Genomic DNA, 19,162 nt, shown 5'->3' on the forward strand with positions numbered 1-19,162 from the left:
CGACGGTACCCGCTGGACGGGCCCGGGAAGGCTGGCGGGATGGCGGCGACCCGCCGCGCCCGGCTACGCCGCGCTTGCGATCGCCACAGGCGGGATGGCGGCGACCCGCCGCGCCCGGCTACGCCGCGCTTGCGATCGCCACTACCGGGATGGCGGCGAAACCGGCTCCGCGTGCGCCACGGAGTCTCGCACCGCAGCGCTCAGGCTGCGCTCGTCGGTGAGATCGATGTCGACCAGGCTGCGGACGGCCCTGGCGACCACCTCATCGGCCTGCGGGACGGGCCCGGCCAGGCGCGGCCGGTAAACCTCCACGACAAGGGATCGGTTCTCGATGTGGAACGAAAAGCTCCGCCCATCACCGACTTGTCCGTATCCGCTAGCGGAAATGCCTGTCGACATATCTTCGACAGCAAACTCATTCTGCGCCAAATGACGGTCAGCGGTGACGGCCATGAGCCGACCATACCTCGCCGGTAGGGAGCGATGCAGGCAGCATGGCCCTGTTGGACGCGAAAGCGTTCCTTAGAATTTGTGTTCCACCGCCGAACCACGAGGGAAAAGAATTGCTGTCACGGCATTCTCGTCACAAGCTGGCAGCTCAAGGCCGTGCGCTGGGGCTCGCGGTTTTGCTGAGCGCGGTAGCCGGATGTTCATCGAATCCGCTCGACACCGCGCCGCGCACCATCGAACCAGCCCACGCCGCCGTGTCGCCGCCGGCCTCGCAGCAGCCGGCCGGGGCGGTACGGCCGCTGGCCGGTCGCGCCGCGGCTGCGGTCTTCGACGGCGCCACACATCGGCTGGCGGTCCTGACACCGGGCAACGGCCCGACCGCACCCGCCAGCCTCACCATCTTCGGCGACCCGCAGGCCGCGCCGCACGTCGTCGAGTTGCCGGGGCCGGCGGGCGCACTGACCGACGACGGCCACGGCACCGCCTACCTGGCCACCCGCGGCGGCTACCTCGCGGTCGAGCTGTCCACCGGACGCGTGACCCAGGTGGCCGTCGCCGACGCCGCCCAGACCGAGTTCACCGCGGTGACGCAGCGCGCCGACGGCAGGCTGGTGCTGGGCAGCGCCGACGGCGCCGTCTACACCCTTAGCTCCCCTGCGCCGGGCACCGTGACAAGTGCGACGGTCACCAATCGCAACAAGATCTTCGCCCGCGTGGATTGGCTTGCCACACAAGGCAATACGACGGTGGTGCTGGACCGTGGACAGACGTCGGTGACGACGATCGACGCCGACGGCCATGCCCAGCAGGCGCTGCGCGCCGGCCGGGGCGCCACCACGATGGCCGCCGACCCGGCGGGGCGGGTGCTGGTCGCCGATACCCGCGGCGGCCAGCTGCTGGTGTACGGCGTGGATCCGCTGATCCTGCGCCAGGCCTACCCGGTCCCACAGGCGCCGTACGGCCTGGCCGGCTCCCGCGCGTTAGCCTGGGTTTCGCAGACCGTTTCCAATATCGTCATTGGTTACGATCTATCCACCGGAATTCCCGTCGAAAAGGTGCGTTACCCGACCGTGCAGCAACCGAACTCACTGGCCTTCGACGAAGCGTCGGACACCTTGTACGTGGTGTCGGGTTCCGGTGCGGGAGTTCAGGTCATCGAGCACGCGGCGGGTACGCGTTGACCGCCGCGCGGCGCAGCCGCCTGCCCGCGGACTGGGACACCGAGATGTCCGACGACTACGAATGGGCGCCGCTGCGCCTGCCGCCGGAGGTGACGCGGGTCAGCGCGTCCACCCGCTTGTCGATCGAGGCCGAATACCGCGGCTGGGAGTTGACCAGGGTACGGCTCTACACCGACGGCAGCAGACGAGTGCTGTTGCGCCGCAAGAAATCTCGTTTAGACGGTGTCGGCGCCGAGGGGCGACGGCCCGACCAGCCGGAACTGTGACACCCGCCCAGCCGCGCCAGGGCGAACACCGGATATACGGCCTGCTGCGACGGCTGTTCTTCGTGATCCCGCCCGAGCGGATCCACACGCTGGTGTTCGCGGTGCTGCGCGGTGTCACCGCGGCCGGCTGGACGCGACGGGCGCTGCGCCGGCTGCTGTCCCCGGCGGATCCGGCTCTGGCCAGCATGGTGTTCGGGGTGCGCTTCCCCGGGCCGCTGGGACTGGCGGCCGGCTTCGACAAGGACGGCCTCGGCCTGCTCACCTGGGGCGCGCTGGGTTTCGGGTACGCCGAGATCGGGACGGTGACGGCCAACCCGCAGCCGGGCAATCCCGCCCCGCGCATGTTCCGGCTGCCGGCCGATCGGGCGCTGCTGAACCGGATGGGCTTCAACAATCTCGGGGCGGGCGCACTCGCGATGCGGCTGTCGCGGCAGCGGCCCGAAGTGCCGATCGGAGTCAACATCGGCAAGACGAAGGTGACACCGGCCGAGCACGCCGTCGACGACTATCGGGCGAGCGCCCGGCTGGTCGGCCCGTTGGCCTCCTACCTGGTGGTCAACGTCAGCTCGCCGAACACGCCCGGGCTGCGTGATCTGCAGGCGGTCGAGTCGTTGCGGCCCATCCTGTCGGCGGTGCTCGCCGAGACGTCGACACCGGTGCTGGTGAAGATCGCGCCGGACCTTTCCGATTCCGATGTGGACGAGATCGCGGACCTGGCAGTGAAACTGGGGCTGGCCGGCATCGTCGCGACCAACACGACCGTGTCGCGGCAGGGTTTGAACACGCCAGGGGTCGACGAGCTGGGGCCGGGTGGCATCTCCGGGCCGCCGGTGGCGCGCCGCGCCGTCGAGGTGCTGCGCAGGCTGTATGGCCGCGTCGGGGATCGCCTGGTCCTGATCAGCGTCGGGGGCATCGAGACCGCGGACGACGCCTGGGAGCGGATCACCGCGGGCGCATCTCTGCTGCAGGGCTATACGGGCTTCATCTACGGAGGCGGCTTGTGGGCCAAGCGAATTCACCAGGGCATCGCGCAGCGGCTGCATGACGGCGGCTTCGCTTCGCTGGCCGATGCCGTCGGATCGGCGGCGCATACCCCGGATTGAGTCAAGCCGCGCCGATCGCGTCAGGCCGCACCATCTTCGTGCCCGCACAACAGATCCTCGGGGTGATGGAAGGTGTTGGTTCGCGGTTGCCCGCGATCGAGATGCGGCGGCGGTATCCATTCGGTATCGCCGTTGGCGCGTTTTCGGGTGGCCCAACCCTTCTCGAGCAGGCGGTGATGAGGGCCGCAGGCCAGGGTGAGTTGATCGACGTCGGTGCGATGCGTCCTGGCCCAATCTTCGACGTGGTGCACCTCGCAGTAATAGCCGGACGCGTCGCAGCCCGGATGTGAACACCCACGGTCCTTGGCGTACAGCACAATTCGTTGACCCGGCGACGCCAGGCGCCTGGTGTGGTACAGCGCCAGCGCCTTGCCCTTGTCGAAGATCGCCAGGTAATGATGGGCGTGACGGGCCAGGCGGATGACGTCGGACATCGGCAGGATGGTGCCGCCGCCGGTCAGACCCTTTCCGGCGGCGGCCTCGAGCTCTGTGAGGGTGGTGGTCACGACGATGCTGGCCGGTAATCCGTTGTGCTGACCCAGGTCTCCGCTGGCCAGCATCGCTCGCAGCGCCGCGCTGAGCCCGTCGTGATTGCGCTGGCCCGGGGTGCGGGTGTCGCGCTGTACCGCCTCTTCGGAGGGGGCGCCGTCCACGGCCGGCGTGTCATCGTCGGGGTTGCACATGCCGGGGGCGGCCAGCTTGGCCAGCACCGCCTCCCAGCTGGCTCTGGCTTCGGGAGTCAGCCATCCGCTCAGGCGCGACATGCCGTCGGCCTGCTGATTGCCGAGCACCAGCCCGCGCATCCGCGCCCGATCTTCGTCGGTGTAGCTGCCATCAGGATTGAGGCAATCCATCAGGCGGCGGGCGAGCTTGGCGAGCTGATCGGGCCGAAATTCGGTGGCCTTGGCCGCCAGATGCTTTTCGGCGTGCACACAGGTCTCGAGGTCGACGGACTCGGGCAGCTGGTGGAAAAACCGGCGAATCACCGCCACATGGTCGGCCCCGATGGCGCCGTCGCGCTGGGCCGCCGCAGTCGCGGGCAGCACCGGGGCAGCGGTTCGCCGGTCAGCGCCCGACGCGGGCCCAGATCGGCGGCCTCGGCGATCCGACGGCCGGCCTCGGCCCGGCTGATATGCAGCCGGTCGGCCAACACCCAGGACAGTTTGCCACCGAGCTCCGTTGAATCCCCTTGCTCACCAAGCTGATTGATGAGCTGATGGCTTGGCGCTTGAAGCTTGCGCGCCTCGCACTCGAGCACCTCCAGCATCTGCAGCCGCTCCGGGTTGGTCAGCGCATCATACGAATGCTCACGGAAGCGAGAGACGACGGCGCGCAAGGCGTCAACGTCGTGTTGTAGCTCTTCACGGTCGGACAAAGTCACGTGCGCCGCCCACTCGACCGTGCGAACGGGCTGAGCAGCTCATACTCGACTGCCTCGAGCCGGCCGATCAGAAAGGCGTACTCATCCAGGACGTCAACCAGCTCGGCGGGCGTCATCGTCTCCCAGGAAATCGCCTCGAAGCGGGAGAAGGCAGCGCTCAACGCGTCAATGTCGGCGGCAATCGCTTCGTAATATCTCGAACGCATGTTCGAATACTATGGCCGCCCACCGACAAATCGGCCCGAAGTGGGAGCCCTGGGACAGAAGTGGCACAAGCGATTTGGGGCTGAAGCCACTCCGGGCCGGAAGCCCGCTTTCGGGCAGGCCCCTACCCGAACCGAAGCCCTACTTCTGTTCGTAGGTGGCGTGGATGACCGCCCTGGCGATGGCGTGCTGGAACAGGTTGAACCCGAGGAAGGCCGGGCTGGCGTCCTCGGGAAGGTCCAGCTTCTCGGTGTCCACGGCGTGCACGGCGATGTAGTACCGGTGGGGACCGTGACCCGCCGGCGGGGCGGCGCCGATGTAGCGACGCTGCCCGGCGTCGTTCACCAGCGTCAACGCGTCTCCGGGCAGGTTGCTGCCATCGCCGACGCCCGCGGGCAGCTCGGTGACATCGGCCGGCAGGTTGGCCACGGCCCAGTGCCAGAATCCGGAGGCCGTCGGGGCGTCGGGGTCATAGACGGTGACGGCGAAGCTGCGGGTCTCGTCCGGGAATCCCGACCAGCTCAGCTGGGGGCTGACGTCCTCGCCTCCCGCACCCATGATCCCGCTGACCTGCGGATTGGCCAGCGGCTGCCCGTCGGTAACCGATTGGGAGGTCAGCGTGAAGGTCGGCAGCTTCGGCAACGATGCGTACGGGTCAGGAGCAGTGCTCATGGCGGTCCTCTCGTGTGATCGGCTTTGCGTTGGTCGTCTAGCAGTGGGTCAGGAAGTGGGCCAGCACGTCGGTGCCGAACCGCAGCGCATCGATGGGTACCCGCTCATCGACACCGTGGAACAGCGCGGTGAAATCCAGATCCGGCGGCAACCGCAGCGGGCTGAACCCGAAACAACGAATACCCAAGCGCGCGAACGACTTCGCGTCGGTACCACCGGAGAGCATATACGGCACGGTACGGGCGCCCGGGTCGTGCGCCAGCACCGCCTCGTTCATGGCGTCGACGAGGTCGCCGTCGAAGCTCGTCTCATACGACGAGAAGTCCTTGATCCACTCGCGCGTCACGTCCGGCCCGAGCAGCTCGTCGACCTCGGCCTCGAACGCCTCCTTGCGCCCCGGCAGGATGCGGCAGTCCACCACCGCTTCGGCGATGGCCGGCACGACGTTGGCCTTGTATCCGGCCTTGAGCATGGTGGGGTTCGCGGTGTCGTGCAGCACGGCCTTGAGCATGCGGGCCATCGGGCCCAGCTTTTCGATCGCTCCGCGCAGGTCGCCCGATTCGGTGTCGAAGGTCAACCCCGTCTCCTCGCTGACGGCGGCGAGGAACTCCGCGACCGTGTCGGTCAGCACGAGCGGAAACTGGTGGCGGCCCAGGCGGCCGACGGCCTCGGCGACGGCGGTGACGGCGTTCTGGTCGTGCACCATCGATCCGTGTCCGGCCGGGCCCCCGGCCGTGAGCTTCATCCAGGACAGCCCCTTCTCGGCCGTCTCGATCAGGTAGAGCCGGCGCTCCCCGCCATCCCGGCGCGGCACCGTCAGCGAGAAGCCACCCACCTCACCGATCGCCTCGGTGACGCCGGTGAAGAGCTCGGGCCGGTGGTCGACCAGCCACTGCGCTCCGAAGGTTCCGCCGTGTTCTTCGTCCGCGATGAACGCGAAGACCAGGTCGCGCGGCGGCACGATGCCCGCCCGCTTCAACTGGCGGGCCACCACGATCATCATGCCGACCATGTCCTTCATGTCGATCGCGCCGCGGCCCCAGACGAAGCCGTCTTTGATCGCGCCCGAGAACGGGTGGACGCTCCACTCGGTCGGCTCGGCCGGCACCACGTCGAGATGCCCGTGGATCAGCAGCGCGCCACGCGACCTGTCGGCGCCCGCCAGGCGGGCGAACACGTTGCCGCGGCCCGGGGCGCCGGACTCGACATACTGCGGCGCGTAGCCGACCTCGGCGAGCTGCTCGGCGACCCACTGCGCGCAGTCGGCCTCGCCTTTGGTCGTCTCCGGTTCACCGGTGTTGGTGGTGTCGAACCGGATCAACTTGCTGACCACCTCGACCACGTCGTCGCTACGGTTGGTCGGCACCTCGCTCGCCCCGCTCTGAAAGGTCACAACCACCTTTCCTACCATTGCCGAGGCCGCACGGCTCGATGCCGATCGCCGAGACGTCTCGAGGGAGCTGGATTGGGTTCGCGGCGCGCGATCCGATAGCCTTAGCTGCCAACCCATGCTGGTTTGGCCTTGTCCGAGTGGCGGAATGGCAGACGCGCTAGCTTGAGGTGCTAGTGCCCTACTAATGGGCGTGGGGGTTCAAGTCCCCCCTCGGACACACGACTGAGGCGAGCGAAATGGACGCTTGCGTCCATTTCCGAGCCGATGGAGTGTGTTGAGCCGCGAAGCGGCGAGCACACACGACTGAGCCGAATGGAATGAATGCTCGCATTCATTCCTGAGGCGATGGAGTGTGTTGAGCGGCGAAGCCGCGAGCACACCCGGTTCTATTGGCGGATATGCCGCTTCGGGGCGGGTACACGCCCCTGGCGATCGTCGCCGACAGCCACCCGATCGCCCAGCCGCCGCACACCAGCAGGAACGTGTGCCGGGAGGCGGCGTCGCCCGCCGTGGAAACCACCGCCAAAATGACCGCCCAGACGATCGCGCAGGCGATGCTGTAGGCCGTGTAGGTGCCGTAACGCCGTCTCATCTCGCCGATCCTCTCGTCGTGCTGACCCCGCAGCCAACCCGAACTTTGCCACCGCGCTCAGCCTTGCGCACGTAGCCTGGAGGAAGTCCATCAGCCGGGAGCGTTGACGAATGAACCCATCGAGTGGCTTTATCCGGCGGACATCAGCGAAGACGTTCGTCGACCGGCGTGAGGCCGGACGCGCGCTGGCTCAGCAGCTGGCGGCCTACCGTGGCCGCGACGACGTACTGGTATTCGGGCTGGCCCGTGGCGGTGTGCCGGTGGCCTGGGAGATCGCCGCGGCGCTCGGGGCGCCGCTCGACGTCTTCCTGGTGCGCAAGCTCGGGGTGCCGCAGTGGTCGGAATTGGCGATGGGCGCGCTGGCCAGCGGTGGCGGCGTGGTGATGAACGACGACGTGGTGGCCAGCCTGCGCGTCACCGACGAGCAGGTGCGCGAGGTGATCGACAGCGAGACGGCCGAGCTGGTGCGGCGCGAGCACGCCTACCGGGGCGGTCGCCCGATGGCCGACCTACGCGACAGGATCGTCATCCTGGTGGACGACGGAATCGCAACGGGCGCAAGCATGCTCGCCGCCGTGCGCGCCGTCCGGGCCGCCGGGCCGAAGTCGATCGTGGTCGCCGTTCCGGTGGGGCCGGAGTCGACCTGCCGCGAGCTGACGCGGGAGGCCGACGACGTGGTGTGCGCGACCATGCCGCCCGGATTCGAGGCGGTCGGGCAGGTCTACGACGACTTCCATCAGATCAGCGACGACGAGGTCCGCGACCTGCTCACGCCGTCGACCGGATGAGGCCGACGGTCGGGAAAAGAATTACTTGCCTGGCTCGTCGCCGCGGCCCTCGGCCACGACCTTGGACTCCTCGGTAGGCGCGGTCTCCCCCGTCGTCGCGGGTTCGCCCTCGTCCGTGACTTCCTCGGGGTAGTCGACGTAGTCGCCCTCGCCGGCCTGGGCCTCGCCGGCCTCGTGTTCCTCGGCATCTGTTGCCTCGTCGCCGCCGAGGTCACGCCGCTGGCGTTCGCGCAGGGCGTCGAGGATCAACAGCACCACGCCCACCACGCTGGCGGCGATGCACACCCAGGCCACCAGCTCGTTGCTGGTGACGACCGCGAACACCAACGCGACGAGCCCGATCAGGGCCAATACCAGCGCAATGATGAGCATCAGTCATCCTCCAAGCGACGAGCGGGACCGCGGTTTCAAGACCTAGTGTGCCAACCCCGTAGCTCGGCGAGCGACCGGCACGTCACAGAAGGCTAGTTGTTGCCCCGGTTGAACTGGTCGAAGCTGCCCGCATCGGCGCTGGAGTCCACCGGCGCCGCGGAGCCGCGCTGCCCGAGTTCCTCCAGCTGAGACTCCAGGTAGGTCTTGAGCCGGGTGCGGTATTCGCGCTCGAACGTGCGGAGCTGCTCGAGGCGGCCTTCCAGAACGGTGCGCTGCTGGTTGATGGTGCCCATGATTTCGGAGTGCTTGCGTTCGGCGTCGGCCTGCAGGGCGTCGGCCTTCTCCTGGGCCTGGCGCAGCTGGGTCTCGGAGCGGGTCTGCGCATCGGCGAGCATCGCGTCGGCGCGCTGCCGGGCCTCGGCGACCGTGGTCTCGGCGGTGCTGCGTGCCTCGCTGAGGATCTGGTCGGCGTTGGCGCGGGCGTCGGCCAGCATCTTCTCGGACTCGGTCTTGGCCGTGGTGGTCAGCCGGTCGGCGGTGTCCTGCGCCAGCGTCAGCACCCGAGCGGCCTTCATGGCCTGTTCCTCGTTGTTGGCCGCGGCCGCCGGGGCTGCGGCCGGCGCCGGCTTCACCGGTTCCGGTTCGGGCTCGCGCACAGGAATGGCCTGAGTGGGCGCGGCGGCCGCGGCCGGGGTGGCCGAGCCACCGCCGGAGGCCAGCTCGTGGTCCAGCTCTTCGATCCGCTGGCGCAGATCGCTGTTCTCTTCGATCAGCCGCGTCAGCTCGGCTTCCACCAGATCGAGGAAGGCATCCACCTCGTCTTCGTTGTAGCCCCGCTTGCCGATCGGTGGCTTACTGAACGCCACATTGTGGACGTCGGCTGGTGTAAGCGGCATTGTTTCGTCCCCTCAAGTTCCTGTCGAACGTTCTGGAAAGTGTAGAACGCAGTGGTAGCCGTAGTGCAACTGCCGTCCATCCTGTCACACCAGGCGCGACCGTTGCTGATTAGCCCAATAAATAAGAGCCAATTTCAAACAGTGAGGCCAATAAAATCCGAAACCTTAGAAATTTCAAATCGGGGGAACCAAACCGACGCTAAAACGTAGCCGAACCGTCTCCGGGCCGGAATGGGTCCGCGCTGACGGTCGCGCCGGCGGGCCGCGCGCGGCCCATGGAAGCTATGCCGCGGCGCCGAACGCCAGCTGCATGCCGATGAACGCGACGAGCAGCAGCACCATGATCGACAGGTCGAAGCGGACCGCCCCGATGGTGAGTTGCGGGATCAGCCTGCGCAGCAGTTTCACCGGCGGATCGGTGATCGACAGGATGATCTCCAGCACCACCACGGTGATGCCGGTGGGATGCCAGTCCCGGCTGAACGAGCGGATGAACTCGACGACGACCCGAGCGATGAGCAGCAGCCAGAAAATGAATAGCGCGAACCCAAGGATCTGAAAGAACAACACCAACTGAAGTGCCCCGACCTTACCCGTGAGAAGCCATGCGATGCCAAGCGCCGCCGACCGGCGCGGCGCTTGCCAGCGTACCGACTCCGGGTAAGAGGCCTTGTCTCACGTGGCCGCGGGACCCGTCGGCGATCCGGACCGCCCGCCGGGAAGCGGGCGACGGAGGCGCCTATTGGTAAGCGTAGAAACCGGTTTCGGCGATCCGGCGGCGCTCCTCCGGGGACACGTCCACGTCGGCGGGCGACAGCAGGAACACCTTGGTCGCGACCTTGTCGAAGGAGCCGCGCAGCGCGAAGGCCAGGCCGGCCGCGAAGTCGACGAGCCGTTTGGCGTCGGCGTTGTCCATCGACACCAGATCCATGATGACCGGGGTGCCGTCGCGGAAGCGCTCGCCGATGGTGCGGGCCTCGCTGTAGTCCTTGGGCCGCAGCGTGGTGATCTTCGACAGCGGGTGGCCCTCTTCGAACATCATCGCCATCCGTCGCGGGTCCATCGCCAGCGCGCCGCGGGTGGAGTTGCGCAACCACGAGCCGAAGCGCGGGCCGCCGCGCTCGCCGCGGTCGAACTCGCGCGGGTGCACGGCGCCGTAGCGGGGCTCGTCGCCGTAGCCGCCGCGGTAGCCGGCGGGCGGCGGGTAGTCGGCGGGCTCGCGGCGCGGGTCGTCGTAGTCGTCTTGCTCGTAGCGACCGTATCCGTCGTCAAATCGCGGGCGGGGAAAACCACGGGACGGCGCGTGGTCGTCGTAATACTCGTCCTCGTAGTCGTCCATTGGGGCCATACCGAAATAGGCCTTGACTTTGTGCAGTGTGCTCATTGCGTTGACCCTTCTAGCCCCTGGGAGTACTGGTGTTAGTGATAAAGCTGTTACTGCAGTGACTACTTACGGTGACGGTAACCGCCGTGGACCCAATAGCGCGGTACCGACACGCACACATGTCGAACCGTGTTTGACCGCAATTTCGAAGTCGTTCGACATGCCGGCGGACAGCCCGACGGCGTTGCGATGCGACTCGAGAACCCGGCGATGCTCGCATCGGAGCCGGTCAAAGGCCTCGTCGGGGTTCGAGTCCAGCGGCGGAATGCCCATCAGCCCGACCAGGTCCAGGTTCTTGGAGTCCTCGACCTGGTCGCACACCTGGTCGACCGCCCCCGGCCGGGAGATGTCGACGCCGCCGCGCGACTCGTCGCCGTCGAGGCTGACCTGGACATAGATCCGCATCGGGGCGGTGCGGCGGCCGTCGTCCAGCGCCGCCGCCACGCCCTTGTCGAGCGCCGACACCAGGTGCGCGCTGTCGACCGAGTGCGCGGTATGCGCCCAGCGCGCCACCGACCGGGCCTTATTGCGCTGGATATGACCCACCATGTGCCAGCGCGGATTTGCCACATCCTCGCGACCGGACGCCGCCAGCAATCGGGTGACTTCGGCCACTTTTGCCGTCGCTTCCTGATCCCGCGATTCGCCGATGACGCGACAACCCAATCGGGACAAAGTCACAACATCGGTTGCTGGGAAGTATTTGGTAATCGGCAGAACTTCGATTTCGCCGACATTGCGACCCGCCGCTTCCGCCGCCGCCGCAAGGCGAGAGCGCACCGACGCCAATGCATGCGTCAATTCCGATTCGCGGTCTCCCCCGGCAGGTATCTCTACCGCCATCGCGGTCACTCCATCCAGATCAGTGAGGCCAGCCGCCCGGTCGGTGCATCCCGGCGATGACTGAACAGCGCCGCGTCGTCCACCGTGCAGCGCGGATCGATGTCGATGGCGCTCACACCCAAATCCGTGAGCTGGCAAGCGATTCCGGCCCGCAAGTCGAGTCCGGGAGTCCCCTTGGCGGTGGTGGTCCTGCTACCCGGCAGCGCCGCCTCGACCTCGTCGGCCATCGCTGCGGGCACTTCGTAATTGCGGCCGCTGACCGCCGGGCCCAACAGCGCCGAGATGTCTTGAGGTTGCGCGCCGAGCTCCACCATCTTCTCCACCGTGCGGGCCACCACCCCACGCTGCGCACCCACCCGGCCGGCGTGCACCGCCGCGGCCACGCCGGCGCGCGCGTCGGCCATCAACACCGGGACGCAGTCGGCGGTGACCACCGCCAGGGCCAGCCGCGCGGTGCGGGTCACCAGCGCGTCGGTGTCGTCGAGCGCGGTGTCACGCGCTCCGTCGACCACCTCCACCCGGACACCGTGGACCTGGTTCATCCACACGACGCGCCCGGGACGCAGGCCGACGGTGGTTGCCAGCCGGGCCCGGTTCTCGGCGACCGCCGCCGGGTCGTCCCCGACGTGGTCGCCCAGGTTGAAGGTGTCGAAGGGCGGTTTCGAAACACCACCGGCGCGGGTGGTGGTCACCCGCCGGATGCGAACGCTCACATCACCAGTATCCGAGTTTCCCTGTCGGCCAAGCGGCCCCGACGGTCGCGGCCGGGGTCCAGGGTCAGGGGCATGTTCTCAGCGGCGCATGAACGGCGGCACGTCGACGTCGTCGTCATCGCCGCCGATATTCAAGGTCGAGCCGTTGGTGTGGACCGGCACGCTGACCGCGTCGACCGGCTCGAACAGCGTCGAGGTGAGCTTGCCCGCCTTCGCCGACTCGATCCGGTGCGCACCGCCCTTTTCTTCCTTGTCGGCACTGCCGCCGATCACGGGTTTGCGACCGGCGCCCGCGGCGTCGAAGCCCGCGGCGATGACGGTGACGCGCACCTCGTCGCCCAGCGAGTCGTCGATCACGGTGCCGAAGATGATGTTGGCGTCCTGGTGGGCGGCGTCCTGCACCAGCGAGGCCGCCTCGTTGATCTCGAACAGGCCCAGGTCGCTGCCGCCGGCGATCGACATCAGCACGCCGTGGGCGCCCTCCATCGAGGCTTCCAGCAGCGGCGAGTTGATGGCGATCTCGGCGGCCTTGAGCGAACGGCCCTCGCCGCGGGCCGAACCGATACCCATCAGGGCAGTGCCCGCGCCGGACATGATGCCCTTGACGTCGGCGAAGTCGACGTTGATCAGGCCCGGGGTGGTGATCAGGTCGGTGATGCCCTGCACACCGTTGAGCAGCACCTCGTCGGCGCTGCGGAACGCGTCCATCAGCGACACCGCGGCGTCGCCCATCTGCAGCAGCCGGTCGTTGGGGATCACGATCAGGGTGTCGCAGCTCTCGCGCAGCGCCGAGATGCCGCTCTCGGCCTGGTTGCCGCGGCGCTTGCCCTCGAACGAGAACGGCCGGGTGACCACGCCGACGGTCAGCGCCCCCAGCTTGCGCGCGATGCTGGCGACGACCGGCGCGCCGCCGGTGCCGGTCCCGCCGCCCTCGCCGGCGGTCACGAACACCATGTCCGCGCCGCGCAGCAGCTCTTCGATCTCGTCCTTGGCGTCCTCGGCGGCCTTGCGGCCCACCTCCGGGTCCGCCCCGGCCCCGAGGCCACGCGTGGACTCGCGCCCGACGTCGAGTTTGACGTCGGCGTCGCTCATCAACAGTGCCTGCGCGTCGGTGTTGATCGCGATGAACTCGACGCCTTTGAGGCCTTGTTCGATCATCCGGTTGACGGCGTTGACGCCGCCGCCACCGATACCCACGACCTTGATGACGGCCAGGTAGTTATGCGGGGGGGTCATCATTCGTCTTCCTCCCTGATGGGCTTGGCTCAGCTCTCCCGGCGGTGGGCTCCTCCGGACGTTCGCGGTCCTCCTCGAAATAAACCCTGAGCAAACCCTCAACCTCAACCATAGAGTTAGAGTTATGTCAAGTAGTTCCGCGCAACCAGAACGGTATGGGTATGGCGCGCCCTAACCCCGCAGGCGCGCCGACACGCGCCCCGCAAATTTTGGGCAATTTTCCCGCGTCGGGACGGCGTGCGCGCTGCTCGGCGGCGCATTGCGCGGCGCGGCGTGACGAAGATCGCTACTTGACCGTCGGCAGGTCGGGGCTGGACACGTCGTAGGTCTTGCCGGGCTGGGTCAGCAGCGCGGCCAGCTTCTCGGCCTTCTCGTCGGTGCGGTCGGTGGTCCCCCAGATCACCACCCGGCCGTCGCCGAGCGTCAGGGTGATCGAAGCCACCGACGGCGCGGCGATGCGCCCGACCTGGCCCTCGACCTCGGGACGCAGCGCGGTCAGCACCTGCAGGGCGGCCTTGGTCGCCGGGTCGTTCGGCCCGGGGTCGGCGACGTCGAGGTACGGCAGCGCCGGCGGCGGTGGCCCGGTCGCGAAGTCCACCCCGTCGCGGTCGAAGAGATGCGGGCCGTCGGGAAAGTCCTTGACCGCCACCGGGATTCGCTCGACGATGGTGATCCGAAGCGCCGACGGATACTGTCGCTGGACCCGCGCGCTGGCCACCCGCCGGATCGCCGCCACCCGGTCGGCGACCTGGTTGGTGTTGATCTGCAGCAGCGGCGTTCCGATCCGCACCCGCGCGGCGTCCAGGACCTCCTCCCGGGTCACCACCCCGGTGCCGACGACGACGATGTTGCGGGCCGACATCGCGGGGGTGAAATAGAGGATCAGGGCCAGCCCGACGCCGACGATCACCAGCAGGATCGTCGCCAGCAGCATCTTCAGCCCCCGAACCACGCCCGCGCAACGGGTTTGGGCTCGTTGACCGGCCGCCCGCTGGCCCGGCGCTTCGCCTCGCGGCGGGCCTCTTCGATGGCGGTGGCGCGGGCCTGCGCGGCGCGGCGTTCGGCCCGCTCCCCTCGCGCGCGCCGGCGGGGCCCTCGACCTCGGCCTGGCCGGCCTCCTGACCGTCGGCCCCCGTTCCGGTGGCGAGCGGTTCGGTGGCCGCGTTGTCGTCGCCGTTGTCGTCGGCCCTGCCGTGAGCCTCGTCGTGAGCGTTGTCGTCCGCGTCGCCGGCGTGCCGACCTTCGGCCGGTTCGCCGACCACGTCCGCCGGGACGGGGTCGTCCGGCTGGGTCATCGCAACGCCCCGGGCGCGCTGCGATTGGCGCGCACCCGCAACGCCGTGACGATCTCGGGCCCCAGCAGGGTCACGTCGCCGGCACCCATGGTGACGATGACGTCGCCGGGCCCGGCGGCCGCCGCCACCTGCTCGGCGGCCGCGGCGAAGTGTGGGAGATAGCGCACCGGCACGCTGACGTGCTCGGCGACGCTGGCCCCGCTGACGCCGGCCAGCGGTTGTTCGCGGGCGCCGTAGACGTCGAGAACGAAAACCTCGTCCGCCGCGTCCAGGGCGTGCCCGAACTCCTCGGCGAAAGCCTTTGTCCGCGAATACAAATGCGGCTGGAACACCGCGATGCTGCGACCGGCGCCGCTCTGCTCGAGCAGGGTGCGGACCGCCGCCAGCGTGGCGACGATCTCCGTGGGGTGGTGGGCGTAATCGTCGAACACCCGCACCGAGGCTGCGCTGCCGACCAGTTCGAACCGGCGGCGCACGCCCTCGAAACCGGCCAGGCCATCCAGCACCGCATCGATCGGGGCGCCGATCTCGAGCGCCGCCAGCAGCGCGCCCATCGCGTTGAGCGCCATGTGCCGTCCGGGCACCGACAACCGCATCACCAGCGGGTGCTGTGCCGGGTCCAGTTCGGGGGCCAGCCGGATCTGCGCGACGGCCTCGGTGCCCTGCTGTTCCCACGACAACAACGTGGCGGCGAGTTCGTCGCCGGAGCGCGGGGACCCGTAGCGCAGCACCCGGATGCCCAGCTCGGCCGTTCGGCGGGCCAGCGCCTCGGCCCCCGGGTCGTCGACGCACACCACCAGCGCCCCGCCGGGGGCCAGCCGCTCCACGAAGGCGTCGAACACGGCCACGTAGGCGTCGGCGCTGCCGTAGAAGTCCAGGTGGTCGGTCTCGATGTTGGTGACCACGGCGACGTTGGGCGTGTACTCCAGCAGCGAGCCGTCGCTCTCGTCGGCCTCCGCGACGAAGCAGTCGCCGCTGCCGTGGTGGGCGTTGGTGCCGGCCTCGCCCATCTCGCCGCCGACCGCGAACGACGGGTCGCGCCCGCAGTGCTGCAGCGCCACGATCAACATCGACGTCGTCGTCGTCTTGCCGTGCGTGCCGGTGACCATCAGCGTGGTGCGGCCGTTCATCAGCTTGGCCAGCACGGCGGGCCGCAGGATCACCGGGATGCCCCGCCGCCGGGCCTCGACGAGTTCCGGGTTGGTCTTCGGGATCGCGGCATGGGTGGTGATGACCGCGGTGGCGCCGCCGGGCAACAGATCCAGCGACGCCGCGTCGTGCCCGATGTTGATCTGCGCGCCACGGGCCCGCAACGCGTGAATGCCGCGGGACTCCTTGGCATCCGAGCCGGACACCAGCCCGCCGCGGTCGAGCAGGATGCGGGCGATGCCCGACATGCCGGCGCCCCCGATGCCGACCATGTGCACCCGCTGCAGCTCGGGCGGCAGCTGTTCGGTGGTCACCGGATTCTCCCGGTCCGCCGGCCGCTCGGGCGGTCGAGCTGCGCCTTCCTGGCGATGTCCAGCGCCGCCTGGGCGACCTCGCGAGCCGCCTCGGGATGCCCCACCCGCGCCGCGGCGGTGGTCATGGCCGCCAGACGCGGCGGGTCGCCCACCAGCCCCGCCACTTCGCGGGCCACCAGCTCGGGCGTCAGGTCGGCGTCGGCGACGATCATGCCGCCGCCCGCGTTGACCACCGGCAGGGCGTTGAGCCGCTGCTCGCCGTTGCCGATCGGCAGGGGCACGTAGATGGCCGGCAGGCCCACCGCCGACACCTCGGCGACCGTCATCGCGCCCGACCGGCAGATCACCAGGTCGGCGGCCGAATAAGCCAGGTCCATCCGGTCGAGGTAGGGCACCGCCACGTACGGCGGGTCGCCCGGCTGGGGCTGGGGCAGGTCGAGCGTGTTCTTGGGTCCGTGCGCGTGCAGGACGGCCACGCCGGCGGCGGCCAGCCCGGCGGCGGCCCCCGAGACGGCCCGGTTCAGCGAGACCGCGCCCTGCGAGCCGCCGAACACCAGCAACACCCGGTCGTCGGCGGCGAAACCGAAGAAGCGGCGCGCCTCGTCGCGCAGCGCCGCGCGGTCCAGCGAGGTGATGGTCTCGCGCACCGGCACCCCGACCACCTCGGCGCGCGGCAGCCCACAGTCGGCCACCGCGGACAGCACCCGCTCGGCGGTGCGGGCGCCCACCCGGTTGGCCAGCCCGGCGCTGGCGTTGGCCTCGTGGATCACCACCGGCACCCGCGGCCTGCGCGGCGAGACGCCGCGGGCGGCGAGGTAGGCCGGCAGCGCGACGTACCCGCCGAAGCCGATCACCACGTCGGCGTCGACCGCCCTGAGCACGGCGCGGGTCTCCCGGACCGCGCGCCACACCCGCGAGGGCAGCCGGGCCAGGTCACCGCTGGGTTTGCGCGGCAGCGGCACCGGCGTGATCAGTTCGAGGTCGTAGCCGCGGTCGGGCACCAGCCTGGTCTCCAGCCCCCGGGCGGTGCCCAACGCGGTGATCCTGACCTGCGGATCGAGGGCGCTCAGGGCGTCCGCGACGGCCATTGCGGGCTCGACGTGACCGGCCGTCCCGCCGCCGGCGAGCACCACCGACAGCGGCCTAAAAGACGACAACGCGGCACCGGCGGGCGAAGGGTTCACCCCCTGCCCGCCGGTCGGCTTGTTGACCGTGTCGTTCACCCGTAACGCTGACCTTCCAGTGCGCGAGCGCGTCGTGGCTGACGCTGGCCGGCCGCCTGGCTGACGCGGCGCTGGCCAGATCCATGATGCCTCGCCCGTGATCGAGCGGTGCCCCCAGTCTGGCGGGCCGCCCGCCCGCCGGTTCGCGGTAGCGCCGGCCGCAGCGGTGCGTCGGCATTCCGGGAGGCATTCCGGGCGGCCTTGCGGGGGCTTTCTGGGGGCTTTGCGCCCGGCGCGCCGGCGCCCTTGCGCGGCGGCTCGGCCGCCTTCGGGCGGGAGCGCTTGCGATCGCGGAACGCCTCCAGCCGCGTCGGCGAGTAGGGCTCGGGCAGCGGCAGGCGCAGGATCCGGTTCACCTTGTCGTCGCGGCCGGCCCGCAGCGCGGCCACCGCCTCGGGCTCGTGACGGGCCGCATTCGCCATGATGCCGATCATGAAAAGCGTTGCGGCGGTTGATGTCCCACCGGCGGAAATGAGCGGCAGCTGAATACCGGTGACCGGGAGGATGCCGATGACGTAGCCGATGTTGATGAAGGCCTGGCCCAGCACCCACATGGTCGTGGTGGCGGTCAGCAGCCGCAGGAACGGGTCGGCCGAGCGGCGGGCGATGCGCATCCCGGTGTAGGCGAACAGCCCGAACAGCACCAACAGCGCGAACGCACCGATGAATCCGAGCTCCTCGCCGATGATCGCGAAGATGAAGTCGTTGTGCGCGTTGGGCAGGTAGTTCCATTTGGCCACGCCCTGACCCAGGCCGTCGCCGAAGATACCGCCGTGCGCCAGCGCGAATTTGGCCTGCCGCGCCTGGTAGCCGGTGTCCTGCGGGTCGTTCTCGGGGTTGATCCAGGACCGCACCCGGTCCGACCGGTAGCCGGCCGACATGGCCAGGACCGCGCCCGCCACGAAGACGGCCAGCAGCGAGGTGACGAACACGCGCAGCGGCAGGCCCGCGTACCACAGCAGGGCCAGCAGGATGATGCCCAGCGACACCGTCTGCCCGAGGTCGGGCTGCGCCACGATCAGCGCCAGCGCGATCACCGCCGCCGGCACCAGTGGAATCAGCAGTTCGCGCAGGCTCGCCCGCTCCAGGCGACGGGCTGCCAGCATGTGCGCGCCCCAGATCGCGAACGCGATCTTGGCCAGCTCGGACGGCTGCATCGAGAAGCCCGCGACCACGAACCACTTCCGAGATCCGTTGGCCAGGTTGCCGATTCCGGGAACGAGCACCAGCACCAGCAGGATGACCGTGACGACGTAGCCGGTGAACGCGACGCGGCGGATGAACCGCACCGACATCCGTAACGAGGCGTAGCAGGCGACGAGCCCGATCACGGTCCACAGCACCTGCTTGCCGAAGATCACCCAGGCCGATCCGTCGGCGTCATAGGAGCGCACGCCGGACGCCGACAGCACCATGATCAGCCCGAGCGTGGTCAGCAACCCGGCCACGGCGATGATCAGGTGAAACGACGTCATGGGCCGGCCCAGCCAGGCGCCGAACCGGCCGTACGAACCGCCCTCGCCGGCCTTGTCGTTCTTGGCCTTGTGCGGCTTGTCGGCCTTCTTCTCGGCCTTGGCTTCCTTGTCGGTCTTGACTTCGGTCTCGTCCGTGGTGGCGTCGGCGTCGGCGGCCGGCCCGGCTCGGCCGCGGCGGTCTCGGTGGCGTCTTTGCCCCGGCCCAGCAGCCGGGTCAGTGCGTTACCCACGC

17 protein-coding genes, 1 tRNA gene and 4 pseudogenes are annotated in these 19,162 nt (G+C 69.3%); 6 read left to right on the forward strand and 16 right to left on the reverse strand.

Features of this window, described 5'->3' with window-relative positions:
• Window positions 1–141: 141 nt before the first annotated feature.
• The gene (locus B9D87_RS07685) at window positions 142–453 is read right to left on the reverse strand and encodes a hypothetical protein (protein ID WP_007770783.1); all 312 of its coding nucleotides are present in this window, start codon (window positions 451–453) and stop codon (window positions 142–144) included.
• Window positions 454–563: 110 nt separating this feature from the next.
• Between B9D87_RS07685 and B9D87_RS07690 the strand changes: the two genes are divergently transcribed.
• From B9D87_RS07690 to B9D87_RS07700, 3 genes are read left to right on the forward strand one after another with little or no spacing between them, the layout of a single operon-like run.
• Complete coding sequence (locus B9D87_RS07690) at window positions 564–1,631, forward strand: YncE family protein (RefSeq protein WP_052002470.1); 1,068 nt, start codon at window positions 564–566, stop codon at window positions 1,629–1,631.
• Window positions 1,628–1,897, forward strand: a complete 270-nt coding sequence (locus tag B9D87_RS07695; RefSeq protein WP_007770781.1) for a DUF5703 family protein — start codon at window positions 1,628–1,630, stop codon at window positions 1,895–1,897. Before B9D87_RS07690 ends, B9D87_RS07695 begins: the two co-directional genes overlap by 4 nt.
• A gap of 32 nt (window positions 1,898–1,929) precedes the next feature.
• A complete protein-coding gene (locus B9D87_RS07700; protein ID WP_167540312.1) occupies window positions 1,930–3,000 on the forward strand; it encodes a quinone-dependent dihydroorotate dehydrogenase in 1,071 nt (356 codons plus the stop codon).
• Between the two features lie 20 nt (window positions 3,001–3,020).
• On the opposite strand, the pseudogene B9D87_RS07705 reads toward B9D87_RS07700, so the two are convergent.
• From B9D87_RS07705 to B9D87_RS07720, 4 genes and pseudogenes are all read right to left on the reverse strand, one after another.
• Window positions 3,021–4,381 (reverse strand): annotated as a pseudogene (locus tag B9D87_RS07705) (HNH endonuclease signature motif containing protein).
• Entirely contained in the window at window positions 4,378–4,587 is a 210-nt protein-coding gene (locus B9D87_RS07710) for a hypothetical protein (RefSeq protein WP_007770778.1), read from the reverse strand. Before B9D87_RS07710 ends, B9D87_RS07705 begins: the two are co-directional and overlap by 4 nt.
• A gap of 139 nt (window positions 4,588–4,726) precedes the next feature.
• Complete coding sequence (locus B9D87_RS07715; protein WP_007770777.1) at window positions 4,727–5,257, reverse strand: YbhB/YbcL family Raf kinase inhibitor-like protein; 531 nt, start codon at window positions 5,255–5,257, stop codon at window positions 4,727–4,729.
• 37 nt (window positions 5,258–5,294) lie between these two features.
• The gene (locus B9D87_RS07720) at window positions 5,295–6,650 is read right to left on the reverse strand and encodes a M20/M25/M40 family metallo-hydrolase (protein WP_007770775.1); all 1,356 of its coding nucleotides are present in this window, start codon (window positions 6,648–6,650) and stop codon (window positions 5,295–5,297) included.
• A 131-nt stretch (window positions 6,651–6,781) separates the two neighbouring features.
• Between B9D87_RS07720 and B9D87_RS07725 the strand changes: the two genes are divergently transcribed.
• The 3 genes and pseudogenes from B9D87_RS07725 to B9D87_RS07730 form a co-directional block, all read left to right on the forward strand.
• Window positions 6,782–6,867, forward strand: a tRNA-Leu gene (locus B9D87_RS07725).
• Between the two features lie 181 nt (window positions 6,868–7,048).
• A complete protein-coding gene (locus B9D87_RS26980) occupies window positions 7,049–7,213 on the forward strand; it encodes a hypothetical protein (protein ID WP_167669433.1) in 165 nt (54 codons plus the stop codon).
• Between the two features lie 139 nt (window positions 7,214–7,352).
• Window positions 7,353–8,030, forward strand: a pseudogene (locus tag B9D87_RS07730) (phosphoribosyltransferase); the annotation flags it as partial.
• Window positions 8,031–8,051: 21 nt separating this feature from the next.
• Here B9D87_RS07730 and B9D87_RS07735 read toward each other — a convergent pair.
• The 11 genes and pseudogenes from B9D87_RS07735 to ftsW form a co-directional block, all read right to left on the reverse strand.
• The gene (locus B9D87_RS07735; protein ID WP_007770772.1) at window positions 8,052–8,402 is read right to left on the reverse strand and encodes an SUR7/PalI family protein; all 351 of its coding nucleotides are present in this window, start codon (window positions 8,400–8,402) and stop codon (window positions 8,052–8,054) included.
• A gap of 92 nt (window positions 8,403–8,494) precedes the next feature.
• Window positions 8,495–9,298: a DivIVA-like cell division protein Wag31 gene (gene wag31, locus B9D87_RS07740; protein ID WP_007770771.1), complete on the reverse strand. Its 804-nt coding sequence runs from the start codon at window positions 9,296–9,298 to the stop codon at window positions 8,495–8,497.
• A gap of 282 nt (window positions 9,299–9,580) precedes the next feature.
• On the reverse strand, window positions 9,581–9,871 hold the full coding sequence (locus B9D87_RS07745) for a YggT family protein (protein WP_007770770.1): 291 nt from the start codon (window positions 9,869–9,871) through the stop codon (window positions 9,581–9,583).
• 166 nt (window positions 9,872–10,037) lie between these two features.
• Entirely contained in the window at window positions 10,038–10,682 is a 645-nt protein-coding gene (locus B9D87_RS07750; protein WP_007770769.1) for a cell division protein SepF, read from the reverse strand.
• A 66-nt stretch (window positions 10,683–10,748) separates the two neighbouring features.
• Entirely contained in the window at window positions 10,749–11,525 is a 777-nt protein-coding gene (locus B9D87_RS07755; RefSeq protein ID WP_007770767.1) for a YggS family pyridoxal phosphate-dependent enzyme, read from the reverse strand.
• 5 nt (window positions 11,526–11,530) lie between these two features.
• Window positions 11,531–12,238, reverse strand: coding sequence for a peptidoglycan editing factor PgeF (pgeF, locus tag B9D87_RS07760; protein WP_007770766.1), 708 nt, complete (start codon window positions 12,236–12,238; stop codon window positions 11,531–11,533).
• A 78-nt stretch (window positions 12,239–12,316) separates the two neighbouring features.
• Complete coding sequence (gene ftsZ, locus B9D87_RS07765; RefSeq protein ID WP_007770764.1) at window positions 12,317–13,474, reverse strand: cell division protein FtsZ; 1,158 nt, start codon at window positions 13,472–13,474, stop codon at window positions 12,317–12,319.
• Between the two features lie 286 nt (window positions 13,475–13,760).
• Window positions 13,761–14,769 (reverse strand): annotated as a pseudogene (locus B9D87_RS07770) (cell division protein FtsQ/DivIB).
• The gene (murC, locus tag B9D87_RS07775; protein WP_007770762.1) at window positions 14,766–16,232 is read right to left on the reverse strand and encodes a UDP-N-acetylmuramate--L-alanine ligase; all 1,467 of its coding nucleotides are present in this window, start codon (window positions 16,230–16,232) and stop codon (window positions 14,766–14,768) included. Before murC ends, B9D87_RS07770 begins: the two are co-directional and overlap by 4 nt.
• The gene (gene murG / locus B9D87_RS07780; protein ID WP_007770761.1) at window positions 16,229–17,455 is read right to left on the reverse strand and encodes an undecaprenyldiphospho-muramoylpentapeptide beta-N-acetylglucosaminyltransferase; all 1,227 of its coding nucleotides are present in this window, start codon (window positions 17,453–17,455) and stop codon (window positions 16,229–16,231) included. Before murG ends, murC begins: the two co-directional genes overlap by 4 nt.
• Window positions 17,452–19,160 (reverse strand): annotated as a pseudogene (ftsW, locus tag B9D87_RS07785) (putative lipid II flippase FtsW). Before ftsW ends, murG begins: the two are co-directional and overlap by 4 nt.
• Window positions 19,161–19,162: the final 2 nt, after the last annotated feature.

The organism is Mycobacterium colombiense CECT 3035 (assembly GCF_002105755.1).
Taxonomy (GTDB): domain Bacteria; phylum Actinomycetota; class Actinomycetes; order Mycobacteriales; family Mycobacteriaceae; genus Mycobacterium; species Mycobacterium colombiense.